14 protein-coding genes are annotated in these 13,084 nt (G+C 70.0%); 5 read left to right on the top strand and 9 right to left on the bottom strand.

Going from position 1 to position 13,084, the window contains the following annotated elements:
• Complete coding sequence (locus CP967_RS19745) at positions 1-456, bottom strand: Lrp/AsnC family transcriptional regulator (RefSeq protein ID WP_150489233.1); 456 nt, start codon at positions 454-456, stop codon at positions 1-3.
• A gap of 122 nt (positions 457-578) precedes the next feature.
• Here CP967_RS19745 and CP967_RS34090 point away from each other — a divergent pair, with 122 nt between their 5' ends.
• Positions 579-728, top strand: a complete 150-nt coding sequence (locus tag CP967_RS34090) for a hypothetical protein (protein WP_167535284.1) — start codon at positions 579-581, stop codon at positions 726-728.
• 8 nt (positions 729-736) lie between these two features.
• On the opposite strand, the gene CP967_RS19740 is transcribed toward CP967_RS34090, so the two are convergent.
• Complete coding sequence (locus CP967_RS19740) at positions 737-1,429, bottom strand: UbiX family flavin prenyltransferase (protein WP_150489232.1); 693 nt, start codon at positions 1,427-1,429, stop codon at positions 737-739.
• 113 nt (positions 1,430-1,542) lie between these two features.
• Here CP967_RS19740 and CP967_RS19735 point away from each other — a divergent pair, with 113 nt between their 5' ends.
• Positions 1,543-2,145, top strand: coding sequence for a rhomboid family intramembrane serine protease (locus CP967_RS19735; RefSeq protein ID WP_150489231.1), 603 nt, complete (start codon positions 1,543-1,545; stop codon positions 2,143-2,145).
• Here the strand turns inward: CP967_RS19735 and mqnP are convergent.
• Positions 2,135-3,046 carry a menaquinone biosynthesis prenyltransferase MqnP gene (mqnP, locus tag CP967_RS19730; RefSeq protein WP_150489230.1) on the bottom strand — a complete coding sequence of 304 codons (912 nt, stop codon included), beginning with the start codon at positions 3,044-3,046 and terminating at the stop codon, positions 2,135-2,137. The genes CP967_RS19735 and mqnP overlap by 11 nt on opposite strands.
• Entirely contained in the window at positions 3,043-4,500 is a 1,458-nt protein-coding gene (locus tag CP967_RS19725) for a menaquinone biosynthesis decarboxylase (protein WP_150489229.1), read from the bottom strand. Before CP967_RS19725 ends, mqnP begins: the two co-directional genes overlap by 4 nt.
• A gap of 91 nt (positions 4,501-4,591) precedes the next feature.
• Between CP967_RS19725 and CP967_RS19720 the strand changes: the two genes are divergently transcribed.
• The 3 genes from CP967_RS19720 (at position 4,592) to CP967_RS19710 (ending at position 7,219) form a co-directional block, all read left to right on the top strand.
• A complete protein-coding gene (locus tag CP967_RS19720) occupies positions 4,592-4,999 on the top strand; it encodes a PLD nuclease N-terminal domain-containing protein (protein WP_150489228.1) in 408 nt (135 codons plus the stop codon).
• Between the two features lie 211 nt (positions 5,000-5,210).
• Entirely contained in the window at positions 5,211-5,906 is a 696-nt protein-coding gene (locus CP967_RS19715; RefSeq protein WP_150489227.1) for a type 1 glutamine amidotransferase domain-containing protein, read from the top strand.
• Entirely contained in the window at positions 5,903-7,219 is a 1,317-nt protein-coding gene (locus CP967_RS19710; protein ID WP_150489226.1) for an aldehyde dehydrogenase family protein, read from the top strand. The genes CP967_RS19715 and CP967_RS19710 overlap by 4 nt, the downstream gene beginning before the upstream one ends.
• A gap of 89 nt (positions 7,220-7,308) precedes the next feature.
• Here the strand turns inward: CP967_RS19710 and ccsB are convergent, their stop codons facing one another.
• The 5 genes from ccsB to CP967_RS19685 all read right to left on the bottom strand — a co-directional run bounded on the left by ccsB (position 7,309) and on the right by CP967_RS19685 (position 12,836).
• Entirely contained in the window at positions 7,309-8,397 is a 1,089-nt protein-coding gene (ccsB, locus tag CP967_RS19705) for a c-type cytochrome biogenesis protein CcsB (RefSeq protein ID WP_150489225.1), read from the bottom strand.
• Positions 8,394-10,100, bottom strand: a complete 1,707-nt coding sequence (gene resB, locus CP967_RS19700; RefSeq protein ID WP_150489224.1) for a cytochrome c biogenesis protein ResB — start codon at positions 10,098-10,100, stop codon at positions 8,394-8,396. The genes ccsB and resB overlap by 4 nt, the downstream gene beginning before the upstream one ends.
• A 5-nt stretch (positions 10,101-10,105) precedes the next feature.
• Positions 10,106-10,891 carry a cytochrome c biogenesis CcdA family protein gene (locus tag CP967_RS19695; protein ID WP_150489223.1) on the bottom strand — a complete coding sequence of 262 codons (786 nt, stop codon included), beginning with the start codon at positions 10,889-10,891 and terminating at the stop codon, positions 10,106-10,108.
• A 3-nt stretch (positions 10,892-10,894) separates the two neighbouring features.
• The gene (locus CP967_RS19690; RefSeq protein ID WP_150489222.1) at positions 10,895-11,500 is read right to left on the bottom strand and encodes a TlpA family protein disulfide reductase; all 606 of its coding nucleotides are present in this window, start codon (positions 11,498-11,500) and stop codon (positions 10,895-10,897) included.
• Positions 11,501-11,567: 67 nt separating this feature from the next.
• Positions 11,568-12,836, bottom strand: a complete 1,269-nt coding sequence (locus CP967_RS19685) for a polysaccharide deacetylase family protein (RefSeq protein ID WP_150489221.1) — start codon at positions 12,834-12,836, stop codon at positions 11,568-11,570.
• Positions 12,837-13,084: the final 248 nt, after the last annotated feature.

Genomic DNA, 13,084 nt, shown 5'->3' with positions numbered 1-13,084 from the left:
TCAGGACTCCTCGGGGAGCTCCCCGACCCTGTTCTCCCATTTGGTGGAGAGCACGACCGTCGTACGGGTCCGGGAGACCCCTCGCGTGCCGCTGAGCCTGCGGATGGTCCGCTCCAGCCCGTCCACGTCACCGACCCGGACCTTGAGCATGAAGGAGTCGTCGCCGGCGATGAACCAGCAGTCCTCGATCTCGGCGAGGTCCTTCAGCCGGTGGGCGACGTCCTCGTGGTCGGCGGCGTCGGAGAGCGAGATGCCGATGAGCGCGGTGACACCGAGGCCCAGCGAGGCCGCGTCCACGGTCGCGCGGTAGCCGGTGATGACACCGGCGGTTTCCAGCCGGTTGATGCGGTCGGTGACGCTGGGTCCGGAGAGCCCGACGAGCCGCCCCAGCTCGGCGTACGAGGCCCTGCCGTTCTCCCTGAGTGCCTGGATGAGCTGCCTGTCCACCGCGTCCATATGACTGAAACCTTCCATTACTCAGCAGTCCCGCGAGTTTACATGTAGAATCTAAGGCGTAACAGGGTTCAGACCCTGCAAATCTGCCCAGCCAGTTGAAAAACGCTTTCGAATCTTCAGGAGTGAACGACACCGTGTACACGATCGAGATGGCCTACGCCCGGATGCGGGAGCTGCAGGACCTGGCCAACCGCTCGCGTGCCCACCAGCCGGCCGCCGCCCGCCCCGCCGAGCGCGCCCGCACCTCGCGGTCCCGCGCGAAGAAGCGCTGACACCTCCTCTAGGGGGCGCCCGGGGAACTCTCCCGGGCGCCGGCCCCGAGCTCCCCCTCCCAGCGGCGGTACAGCCGGTGCGGCACATCCGCCGCGTCCAGCACCCGCCCCGCGACGAAGTCCACCAGGTCCTGGATGTGCGTCGCGCCCGCGTAGAACGCCGGTGAGGCGGGCAGCACCACCGCGCCCGCCTCGTCCAGCGCCACCATCTGCTTCAGCGTGGCCCCGCTGAGCGGTGTCTCCCGTACGGCGACCACCAGCGTCCGCCGCTCCTTGAGCGTCACACTCGCCGCCCGTTGCAGCAGGTCCTTGGAGAGCCCCAGCGCCACCCCGGCCACACAGGCCGTGGACGCCGGGACGATCAGCATCCCCTTCGCCGGGTACGACCCCGAGGACGGCCCCGCCGCCAGGTCGCCGGCCGCCCAGTGCCGCACCCGGTCCAGCTCCGCGTCCCGGACGGCGAAGGTGTCCGGCTTGCCGTCGGCGCCCCGCGCCAGCCACGCCCCCAGGTCCTCGCGCCGGTGCGCGTCCCGGAAGGCGATGCCCGTCTCGTCCAGCAGGGTCAGCCGCGAGGCCCGGCTGACGACCAGATCGACGTCCTCCCCCGCGGCCAGCAGACCGCGCAGGACGGAAGCCGCGAACGGGGTACCCGAAGCGCCCGAGACCCCGACAATCCAAGGCCTGCGCTGCTGCCGACTCACTGAAGTCCCGGATTCCACACCGCCGAGCCTATCCGGGACCGCCCCGCAGGAACCCAGCCAGGGCCCTTGTGCGTTGCAACGGACGAGGGAACCCACCTCGACAGGGGGTGATCATGACCACCGCACGCACCGGCGCCGCCGCGCGGGCCACCACGGCCGGCGCGGTGATGCTCATCTGGGTGGCCCTGCTGTGGCTGCTCGAAGCCGTCGACACCATGACCGGCCACGCCCTGGACACCCACGGCGTCTCCCCGCGCGAGCCGGCCGAACTGCTCGACGTCGTCCCTGCCGCCTTCCTGCACGCCGACTGGGAGCACGTCGCCTCCAACAGCGTCCCGCTGCTGGTCCTGGGCTTCATAGCCGCGCTCGCCTCGGTCCGCAGGTTCGCCGCCGTGGTCCTGGTGGTCATCCTGACGAGCGGACTCGGCGTGTGGCTCACCGCCCCGGACCACACCGTCACACTCGGCGCGTCCGGCGTGGTCTTCGGCCTCTTCGGCTATCTGCTGGTCCGCGGCTTCGTCGACCGCCGCCCGCTCGACGCCGTGGTGGGCCTGGTCGTCGCCGCGGTCTACGGCTCCCTGCTGTGGGGTGTACTGCCGACCGATTCCGGGATCAGCTGGCAGGGCCACCTCTTCGGCCTGCTGGGCGGGGTGCTGGCGGCGTTCGTCCTCCGCCGCCCGCCCCGCCCGCGGCCCGGCGGCCACCTCACGGTGTGAGGCCGCGCACCACCAGGTCGAGCAGCGCACAGGCGAACAGGGCGATCCCGATGAAGCCGTTCACCGAGAAGAACGCCCTGTTCAGCCGGGACAGGTCGTGCGGGCGCACCACCCGGTGCTCGTACACGAACGCCACGGCCACCACCGCCATGCCGATCCAGTAGAAGAGCTCCGCGCCCGTCGCCAGACCGAACCAGACCAGCATCCCGGTGGTCACCACGTGGCAGACCCGCGCCCCCCACAGGGCCGCCGGGATACCGAAACGCGCCGGGAAGGACTTGACCCCGTGGGCCCGGTCCGCCCGCACGTCCTGGCAGGCGAAGATCAGGTCGAAGCCGCCGATCCAGATCCCGACGGCCAGCCCCAGGATCACCGCGTCCCACGACCAGCTGCCGGTCACCGCCAGCCAGGCGCCGATCGGCCCCATGGCCTGGGCGAGGCCGAGGATCGCGTGCGGGAAGTCGGTGAACCGCTTGCCGTACGGGTAGACCACCATCGGCACCACCGCGACGGGCGCCAGCGCCAGGCAGAGCGGGTTCAGCAGGGCCGCGGCACCCAGGAAGACGACGAGCGCGACGATCGCCCCGGTCCACGCGGCCTTCACCGAGACGGCCCCGGTGACCAGCTCGCGGCCCGCGGTGCGCGGATTGCGGGCGTCGATCTCCCGGTCGATGATCCGGTTGGCGGCCATCGCGAACGTCCGCAGCCCGACCATGGCGACGGTCACCAGCAGGAGCGTGCCCCAGTGGATGTTCTCGTCCACCTGGAACATCGCCGTCAGCGCGGCGATGTAGGCGAAGGGCAGCGCGAAGACCGAGTGCTCGATCATCACCAGCCGCAGAAACGCCCGGGACCTGCTGCGCGGCCGCTGCACCGCGGCGGCCGAAGCTGAGGCGCTCACAGCCCGTACTCCTTCCAGCGGCGGTCGACCTTCGCCGCCGTCCCCGGGTCGGACTCGACCATCTCCGGCCAGCCCCCGTCCCGGGTGTACCCCTCCTCCGGCAGCTTCCGCGTCGCGTCGATCCCGGCCTTCCCGCCCCAGAACTGCTGGTAGGAGGCGTGGTCGAGGTGATCGACCGGGCCTTCGGTGAGCAGGAGGTCACGGGCGTAGTCGGTGTTGCCGAGCGCCCGCCAGGCCACCTCGTGGAGGTCGTGGACGTCGCAGTCGGCGTCCACGACGACGATCAGCTTGGTCAGCGACATCATGTGCGCCCCCCAGATGGCACTCATCACCTTCTGGGCGTGCTTGGGGTACTTCTTGTCGATCGACACGATCGCACAGTTGTGGAAGCCGCCCGCCTCCGGCAGGTGGTAGTCCACGATGTCCGGGACGATGACCTTGAGCAGGGGGAGGAAGAACCGCTCGGTGGCCCGCCCCAGCGGCCCGTCCTCGGTCGGCGGCCGGCCGACCACGATCGACTGGAGCAGGGGCCGCTTGCGCATGGTCACGCAGTCGATGGTGAGCGCGGGGAAGGGTTCCTGCGGGGTGTAGAAGCCGGTGTGGTCGCCGAACGGCCCCTCGGGCAGCATCCGCCCCGGCTCCAGCCAGCCCTCCAGGACGACCTCGGCCTGCGCCGGGACCTGGAGCGGCACGGTCTTGCAGTCGACCATCTCGATGCGCTTGCCCTGGACGAACCCGGCGAAGAGGTACTCGTCGATGTCCCCCGGCAGCGGCGCCGTGGAGGCGTACGTCACCGCGGGCGGCGCCCCGAACGCGATGGCGACCGGCAGCCGCTCCCCGCGCCTGGCGGCGACCTGGTAGTGGTTGCGGCTGTCCTTGTGGATCTGCCAGTGCATCCCGATGGTGCGCTTGTCGTGGCGCTGGAGCCGGTAGAGCCCGAGGTTGCGGATGCCGGTCTCGGGGTCCTTGGTGTGGGTGAGCCCCAGGTTGAAGAAGGAACCGCCGTCCTTAGGCCAGGTGAAGAGCGCGGGCAGCTTCTCCAGGTCCACGTCGTCGCCGGTCAGGACGGTCTCCTGGACGGGCGCGTCGTCGGACTTCACCTTCTTCGGCGGCAGGTGGCTCACCGAACCCAGCTTCCCGAACGCCTCGCGGATGCCGACGAAGCCCTGCGGCAGCTCCGGCTTGAGCAGCCCGCCGATCTTCTCGCCGATGTCCGCGTAGGACTTCAGCCCGAGCGCCTTCAGCAGCCGCCGGTCCGTCCCGAAGACGTTCATCGCCAGCGGCATGGAGGAGCCCTTGACGTTCTCGAAGAGCAGCGCGGGACCGCCCGCCTTGTTCACCCGGTCGACGATCTCACCGACTTCCAGGTGTGGATCGACCTCCGCCTTGACGCGCTTGAGGTCGCCCTCGCGTTCCAGGGCCCGGAGCAGGGATCGGAGATCGTCGTAAGCCATGCGGTCCAGTATCGGCCACCGGCTACCCTGGGCCCGTCACCGGGGGCGGGACCGTGCGCCTCCTCACCTCATCTCGGGGGATGTTTCCACGATGCTCAGGGCTTTGATCTATCTGCTGCCGCTGGCGTTGACGATCTTCGCGTTCATCGACTGCCTGAACACCCCGGAGGACGAGGCCAAGCACCTGCCGAAGATCGCCTGGGTCTTCATCATCCTGCTGTTCTGGATCGTCGGGCCGATCGTCTGGCTCGCCGCGGGCAAGGTCCGGCGTCCCCCGGCCGGGGGGCGCACGCCCTCGGAGTGGCACCGCAGCCACCGCACCACCTGGGTGGCGCCGGACGACAACCCCGACTTCCTGAAGTCCCTCAAGGACGAGAACAAGAAGGACGAGGCGCTCCTCAAGGACTGGGAGGCGGACCTGCGCCGCCGCGAGGAGGAGATCAAGCGGCGTGAGGGCGAGGCCGGCCAGGGCGGCGCGGCCGGGCCCGCCTCCTCCTGAATCCCCTCGGCACGCCTGGGTAGGCGCACGGGGTGCGTCCGCGTGGGGCCGCGGGAGGTTCGTCCGGAGTACGGACGGCGCGGGGTGCGGCCCCGGCCGCCGGGAACGGGTCAACCTGGGACCGTCGGCCGCCCGCGTTCCACCGGCCCGTCCGTCCGGACACGGCAGACGACACCGCCCACCGCAGTCCGCGTCTCGCAGGGAGCACCCCATGCCCTCCGTACTCTTCGTCCTCACCGGTGCAGATCACTGGACCCTCAACGACGGCACCTCGCACCCCACCGGCTTCTGGGCCGAGGAACTCGCCGCCCCGCACCGGATCTTCTCCCAGGCCGGTTTCGACATCACCGTGGCCACTCCCGGCGGGGTCGCCCCGACCGTGGACTCCACGAGCCTGACCGCCGAATCCAACGGCGGCCAGGAGCAGGCCGACGCCGTCGCCTCGTACCTCGCGGCGATCGACGAGACGCTCCGCATCCCCGTCCGGCTGGAGGACGTGGTCCCCACCTCCTACGACGTGGTCTTCCTCCCCGGCGGCCACGGGCCCATGGAGGACCTGGCCGTGGACGAGGCGTCCGGGGCGCTGCTCACCGCGGCGCTGGACGCCGGTACGCACGTGGGGGTGCTGTGCCACGGGCCGGCCGCCCTGCTGCCCGCCCGCCGCGCGGACGGCTCCTGGCCCTTCGCCGGTTACCGGATGACCGGCTTCAGCAACGTCGAGGAGACCCAGGCGGGGCTGGCCGGCAAGGCCCCCTGGCTGCTGGAGAACCGGCTGGTCGAGCTGGGCGCCCGGTACTCCGCGGGTGAGCCGTGGAGCGTGTACACGGTGCACGACCGCACCCTGCACACCGGCCAGAACCCCGCCTCCTCCGAGCAGCTGGCGCGCGAGATCACGGAGGCCCTGTGACCGCCGCCACCGAGTCCCCGTCCGAGGTGGTGGCCCGCCTCCGCGCCACCTTCCGCACCGGCCGCACCAGGAGCCTCGACTGGCGCACCGGACAGCTGACGCGGCTGCGCGACCTGCTCACCGAGAGCGGTGACGAGCTGGCCGACGCGCTCCACGCCGACCTGGGCAAGAGCCGCGGGGAGTCCTACCGGAGCGAGATCGACTTCACGGTCCGGGAGATCGACCACACCCTGGAGCGCCTCGCGGGGTGGCTGGAGCCCGAGCCCGCCCCCGTACCGGCCGTCCTCGCCGGGGCGAGTGCGCAGACCGTGCAGGACCCGCTCGGTGTCGTCCTCGTCATCGCGCCGTGGAACTACCCCGTGCAGTTGCTGCTGGCCCCCGTCGCCGGGGCGCTGGCCGCCGGGAACACCGTGGTCGCCAAGCCCAGCGAGCTGGCGCCCGCGACCTCCGCCGCCGTGGCCCGGCTGGTGCCGCGTTATCTGGACACGGACGCGGTCGCCGTGGTGGAGGGCGCGGTACCGGAGACCACCGCTCTGCTCGCCGAACGCTTCGACCACATCTTCTACACCGGCAACGGCACGGTCGGACGGATCGTGATGGCGGCCGCGGCGAAGCACCTGACGCCGGTGACGCTGGAGCTGGGCGGCAAGTCGCCCGCCTTCGTCGACCGCGGCACGGATCTGCGGACGGTGGCCTCCCGGCTGGTCTCCGGCAAGTTCCTGAACGCCGGGCAGACGTGCGTCGCCCCGGACTACGTCCTCACCGACCGGGAGACCGCGCCCGCCCTGACGAAGGCGCTCGCCGAGGCGGTCGAGGAGCGGTTCGGCACCGACCCCTCCACCTCCGCCGAGTACGGCCGGATCGTCAACGAGCGTCACTTCGACCGGCTGGTGCGCCTCCTGGACTCCGGCCGTACGGTGACGGGCGGCGTCCACGACCGCGGGACGAAGTACATCGCGCCGACCGTCCTGGCCGACGTGTCCCCGAACGCCCCGGTGATGGCGGAGGAGATCTTCGGCCCGGTCCTGCCGGTCCTCACCGTCGACGGCCTCGACGCGGCCATCGGCTTCATCAACGACCGCGACAAGCCGCTGGCCCTGTACGCGTTCACCACCGATCCGGAGGTACGGGAGCGCCTGCTGACGGAGACGTCGTCGGGCGGGGTGGGCATGGGGCTGCCGCTGGCCCATCTGACCGTCTCCGACCTGCCGTTCGGCGGGGTCGGCGAGAGCGGCATGGGCAACTACCACGGCCGGTACTCGCTGGAGACGTTCAGCCACCGCAAGGCGGTCCTGGACACACCGCTCGGCTGACCGCCCCGCCCGGCCCCGGGTACGGCGACGGGGGCGCGACCGCTGTTCCGCGGTCGCGCCCCCGTGGCGCGTGTGCGTACCCGTGCGGGTCAGACCCCGGCGTAGGAGTGCTTGCCGCTGACGAAGATGTTCACGCCGTAGTAGTTGAAGAGCCAGCAGCCGAAGGCGATGAGCGCCAGGTAGGCGGCCTTGCGGCCCTTCCAGCCGGCCGTCGCGCGGGCGTGCAGGTAGGCGGCGTAGGCGACCCAGGTGATGAAGGACCAGACCTCCTTGGGGTCCCAGCCCCAGTACCGGCCCCAGGCGTCACCGGCCCAGATGGCGCCCGCGATGATCGTGAACGTCCAGAGCGGGAAGACGGCCGCGTTGATGCGGTAGGCGAACGTGTCCAGCGTCTTCGCGGCGGGCAGCCGGTCCAGGACGGAGGTGGCGAACTTCCCGGGCGTACCGCCGTTCGCCAGCTTGTTCTCGTAGGAGTCGCGGAAGAGGTACAGCAGGGTGCCGACGGCTCCGAGGTAGAAGACGGCGCCGCAGAGGATGGCGGTGGAGACGTGGATCCACAGCCAGTAGGAGTGCAGAGCGGGCACCAGCTGGTCGCTGTCGGTGTAGAGCCAGGTGGTGGCGACGCCGAGGTCCAGCAGGACCGTGGTCACCAGCAGCAGGCCGATCCAGCGGACGTTCTTCTTCAGTGCCAGCAGGACGAGGTACGCGCCGACGGCCACCGTGGAGAAGGTGATCGAGAACTCGTACATGTTGCCCCAGGGGGCCCGCCGCACCGACAGGGCGCGCGCGATGACACCGCCCGCCTCGACGGCGAAGGCGAGGACGGTCAGCGAGACCGCGATGCGCCCCCACAGGTCGCCCTTGAAGGTGCCGCCCGCCGCTCCGGGGCCGTCCGGGAGGTCACGGGTGCCGGCGGCGGACCGGGTGACGACCTCGGGCCGGTCGAGGACGGCGGTCGAGCCGTTCTTCCGGGCGGCCCGCACCTTCACCGCCGCGCCGCCGGCGGTGCCCGAGCCCTCCTTCAGCGCGGCGGCCGTACGTCCGACCTTGCTGCGGCTGCCGAGCACCCACTCCGCGATGTGCGCGAAGAAGGCCAGGGTGTAGACGGCCATCGACGAATAGATCAGCGTGTTGCTGACAGTCGCCAGATTCTCGTTGGTTGCGGCGGCGAGATTCACTTCTCAGCCCCTTCGGCAGGTTCTTCTGAGGGTTGGTCGGACTCGGTCCCGGTCCCGGACTCGGGTTCCGGTGCGGTGGGCGCCTGGGTGTGGAGCTCGACCGCGAGATCGGCCAGCTCCTCGGGGAGCTTCGCGGACTCGCTGCGGCCGAGCCCGGCCATCTCCACCACGGTCACCCCGTCCGGGCCGGGCACGGCCCGGACCCACACGCGGCGGCGCTGGATGAAGAGCGATCCGGCGAGCCCGGCGATGGCGGCGACCGCACCGGTGAGGGCCCAGCCCGCGGCGGGCTGGCGGGAGATCTGGAAACTGGCCCATTCCTCGACGCCCTCGAAGGTGATCGAGCCGGCGCCGTCGGGCAGTGTCATGGTCTCGCCGGGACGCAGCCGCTGCTTGAGCTGGTTGCCGCTGCCGTCCTTGAACATCTCCATCTTGGAGGGGTCGAGCTGGTAGACGTTCTGCGGCAGCCCGGAGTCGACACCGAGGCTGCCGTGGAAGCCGTTGAGGGCGAGGACCGGGTAGTCCAGGGCGGGGAACTGCGAGAACATCGTGCCCTTGCCGTTGCCGGCGAAGGTCGGGACGAAGAAGGCCTGGAAGCCGAGCTGGGTCTTCTCGCCGTTCGCGTCCCGGTAGCCGTCCAGCACCTTGATCGCGCCGGTGGAGGTGATGTTGTCGTCCTGCGGCAGCAGCGGCACGGCGTTCCGGTAGACCTCCTTGCCCCTGCCGTCCTTGACGGAGACGACCGGCGCGTAGCCGTGGGCGTTGAGGTAGACCTTGGTGCCGTCGACGACGAGCGGCTTGTTGACCTGGACGACCTTCTTCTTCGGCTTCCCGTCGACACCCTCGGAGTAGGTGACATGGGCCTCGAAGGTGCGGGGGGTGCCGCGCTGCGGGCCGGTGCGCTCGTAGGTGCCCTCGAACGCGTCGAGGCCGAAGCTGAAGGGGACGAGGTCCTCGTCGGTGAAGAGCGTGCCGGGCCTGAAGTCGTCGTACTGCGTCCTGGTGTTGGAGAACCCGTCGCCTTCGAGGACCAGCTTGCCGCCCTCGAACTTGAAGAGCTGCCCCCAGCCGAAGGCGATGAGCATGACGATCAGCGCGATGTGGAAGAGCAGGTTGCCGGCCTCGCGGAGGTAGCCCTTCTCCGCGGCGACGGCGTCCCCGGCCGTGTGCGAGCGGAACCGCCGCTTGCGCAGGACGGCGAGGGCCGCCTCGCGGACCTGCTCGGGCTCCGCCTCGGTGCGCCAGGTGGTGTAGGCGGGCAGCCGGGTCAGCTTCTTCGGCGCGCCCGGGGGGCGGCTGCGGAGCTGTCCGACGAACTGGCCGGTGCGCGGGACGATGCAGCCGATCAGGGAGATGAACAGCAGGATGTAGATCGCCGAGAACCACACCGAGCTGTAGACGTCGAAGAACTGCAGCTTCTCGTAGAGCGGGGTGAGGGTGGTGTGGTCACCCTTGAACGCCTCCACCTTCATCTCGTCCACGCTGTTCTGCGGGATCAGCGAGCCGGGGATGGCGCCGAGCGACAGCAGGAAGAGCAGGATCAGGGCGACCCGCATCGAGGTGAGCTGCCGCCAGAACCAGCGGGCCCAGCCGATGACCCCCAGGGCGGGCACGGTGGTGGCGGACTCCTCGCGCGGGGCGGTGGAGAGCTGTTCGCCCGCGGTGCCGATCTCGCGCTCGTCCGTCGTGTTCAGGTTGCTCATGAGACTCAGATCCCCACAGTGAAGCCGTCGGACCAGACACGCATCTCCTGGATGAGCGTGTCCCAGGCGCCCGTCAGCAGGAGGATTCCGGTCACGATCATCATGCCGCCGCCGATCCGCATGACCCATGCGTAGTGGCGCTTGACCCAGCCGAACGCGCCGAGTGCCTTACGGAAGGCGACCGCGGCCAGGACGAAGGGGAGCCCCAGTCCGACGCAGTACGCCACGGACAGGACGGCACCGCGTCCCGCGGTCCCCTGCTGCATCGCGAGCGCGGTGACCGAGGAGAGGGTCGGACCCAGGCAGGGCGTCCAGCCGATCCCGAAGAGCGCGCCGAGCACGGGCGCGCCGAGCAGTCCGGTCACCGGTTTCCGGTGGATGCGGAACTCGCGCTGGGTCATCCAGGGCATCAGGCCCATGAAGAAGACCCCCATGAGGATCATCAGCACGCCCAGGACCTTGGTGAGGACGTCGCTGTGCTCCATGACGTTCTGGCCGAAGTAGCCGAACAGCGCGCCGCTGGAGACGAAGACCGCGGTGAAGCCGAGGACGAAGAGGGAGGCGCCGGCGACCATCCGTCCGCGCCGGGCGTCGGCCAGGTCGGTGCCGCTGACCCCGGTGACGTAGCTGAGGTAGCCGGGCACGAGGGGCAGGACGCACGGCGAGAAGAAGGAGACGAGCCCGGCGAGCAGGGCGATGGGCAGGGCGATCAGGAGGGCCCCGCTGAGGACGGTCTCGTTGTCCCCCGTGAGCGCGGCCAGTTCACCCCCGCGCGCGGCTAGCTGGAGCACGGGTCACTTCTCCGCGATCAGCGGGTCGATCATCTCGTGCAGCTTCTCGGCGTCGAGGCCGCCCAGCTTGCGGGCCGCGATCTTCCCGTCGCGGTCCAGGACCACGGTCGAGGGGATGGTCTGGAGGTTCAGGGTGCCCTTGGGGAAGCGGAGGATGAGCTTCCCCCTCGGGTCGTACAGGCTCGGATAGGTGACGCCGTGGTCTTCCTCGAAGCTGATCGCCAGGGACTTCTCGGGGTCCCTGGTGTTCAGGCCGATGAACTGGACGTCCTGGTCCGCGGTCTCCTTGGAGACCTTGGCGAAGTGCTGGGCCTCCGCGCGGCACGGCGCGCACCAGGAGCCCCAGACGTTCAGGACGACGACCTTGCCCTTGTAGTCGGCGACGTCCAGCGGCTTGTCGTCCAGGGTGGTGCCGACCAGCTCCGGGGCGGCGGTGCGCTCCCCCTTGGGGACGGTCGCGATGCCGCTGTTGCCGGTGACGAAGTTCGTGTCGCCGCCCCCGGTGGTGATGGTGCCGTCGTCACTGCACGCGGACAGGGTCAGGGCACCGGCCACCGCCGTGGCGGCGAGCAGGGTGGAGCGGCGTCGGGTTACGCGGCCAGAGCTCATGTGAAAAGTTTCGCATGGCAGTTCCGGAGATCTTCCGCACCCCCCTCGGTGCCCGTAAAGCCCCTTGTCAAGCCTGTTTAAAGAAAGTGTTCCAGCCACCCGCGGGGGACTCTCCGACCTCCAGGGTGCGCAGCTTGGCGAGTACCGCCGGATCCTGTACGTCGAGCCAGTCGACGAACTGGCGGAAGGAGACCAGGCGCACATCCGGCTTGCCGGCGATGCGTTTGATCACTTCTTCGACGGCGTCCATATAGATGCCGCCGTTCCACTCCTCGAAGTGGTTGCCGACGTAGAAGGGCGCGCGGTTCGTCTCGTACGCGCGGTCGAAACCGGCGAGGTACGCGCCGACGGCCTGGGTGCGCCAGCCGGGATAGCGGGCGGGCACGCCCTTGGTGGAATTCTTCGACTGGTTGGCGAGGATGTTGTAGTCCATGGAGAGGACTTCGAAACTGTGGCCGGGGAAGGGAACTCCCTGGAGGGGGAGGTCCCAGATTCCCCGGCGTTTCTCCGGCCACACCTGCCGGCCGCCGGGGGAACTCGCGTCGTACCGCCAGCCGAGCTGTTTCGCGGTGGGCAGGAGATTGTCCTGGCCCAGCAGGCAGGGCGTACGGCCGCCGATCAGTTCCTTGCGGTAGTCGAAGGGCAGCGGATCGATATCCGACCAGCCGCTGTTGGTGCGCCATTGGGTGACGAAGGAGACCGCCTGGTCGATCTCGCTCTGCCATTGCGCGGGGGTCCAGTTGGCGACGGATCCGGAACCGGCGCAGAAATGCCCGTTGAAATGGGTGCCGATCTCGTGGCCGTCGAGCCATGCCCGTCCGACGTGGGTGAGGGTCTCCTTGACGTGCCCGTCCGTCAGGTAGCCGATGTCGGAGGCGCCCCGGGGGTTGTTGGGCGGGCGGTACAGGGATTTCCTGGATTCGGGCAGGAGATAGATACCGGAGAGGAAGAAGGTCATCTTCGCGTCGTGTTCCCGGGCGATCTCCAGGAACCGGGGGAAGAGGCCGTTTCCGACCTCCCCGGCACCGTCCCAGGAGAAGATCACGAACTGGGGCGGCTTCTGCCCGGGTTCGAGCGGGACGGGGGCGGCCGGCTGATTCGGCTGTTTACCGGTGTCCGATGTGGAGCCGTCCCCGATGATCCGTACGTTCTTCTTGGGAGCCCCCTGGCCGCTCCCGTTGCCCTGGGTTCCCTTTTCCCCCTTCGGGCTCTTCTCCGGACCGGCCTCCGGACCGTCCCCGCCCGACGGTCCGAGTGAGTCGCAGCCGGCGATCGAGAGTGCGGCCGCGGCTCCGAGTCCGGCTCCGAGCAGACCCCTTCGGTTGATCTCACGCATGGCGTCCCCATCTGCGGTGGTTTTACCTCATTGCCATACAAACTGGCGATGGCTTAGATGGGGGAAGCAACACGAGGGTTCCGCCGATAATCGGAGAAAATAACTACGTGACCGGACCCTTACAGGAGCTCCACATCACGGGAACGGCCCAGGCAGAGGCCGGAGCGGGGTGCGCGGGGCAGGCGGGCCGGGCAGGGTGCGCGGACCGGACAGGGTGCGCGGGGCAGGCGGGCCGGGCAGGGTGCGCG

Source organism: Streptomyces nitrosporeus (genome assembly GCF_008704555.1).
Lineage (GTDB): Bacteria > Actinomycetota > Actinomycetes > Streptomycetales > Streptomycetaceae > Streptomyces > Streptomyces nitrosporeus.
The sequence above is the reverse complement of the archived record's forward strand: the minus strand, read 5'-3'. Positions and strand labels throughout refer to the sequence as shown.

Coding starts and splice junctions, on each gene's coding strand:
- CP967_RS19725 (WP_150489229.1), bottom strand. CDS start 4,500: ATGGCTTACGACGATCTCCGATCCCTGCTCCGGGCCCTGGAACGCGAG.
- CP967_RS19685 (WP_150489221.1), bottom strand. CDS start 12,836: ATGCGTGAGATCAACCGAAGGGGTCTGCTCGGAGCCGGACTCGGAGCC.
- CP967_RS19745 (WP_150489233.1), bottom strand. CDS start 456: ATGGACGCGGTGGACAGGCAGCTCATCCAGGCACTCAGGGAGAACGGC.
- resB (WP_150489224.1), bottom strand. CDS start 10,100: ATGAGCAACCTGAACACGACGGACGAGCGCGAGATCGGCACCGCGGGC.
- CP967_RS19735 (WP_150489231.1), top strand. CDS start 1,543: ATGACCACCGCACGCACCGGCGCCGCCGCGCGGGCCACCACGGCCGGC.
- CP967_RS19715 (WP_150489227.1), top strand. CDS start 5,211: ATGCCCTCCGTACTCTTCGTCCTCACCGGTGCAGATCACTGGACCCTC.
- CP967_RS19690 (WP_150489222.1), bottom strand. CDS start 11,500: ATGAGCTCTGGCCGCGTAACCCGACGCCGCTCCACCCTGCTCGCCGCC.
- CP967_RS19720 (WP_150489228.1), top strand. CDS start 4,592: ATGCTCAGGGCTTTGATCTATCTGCTGCCGCTGGCGTTGACGATCTTC.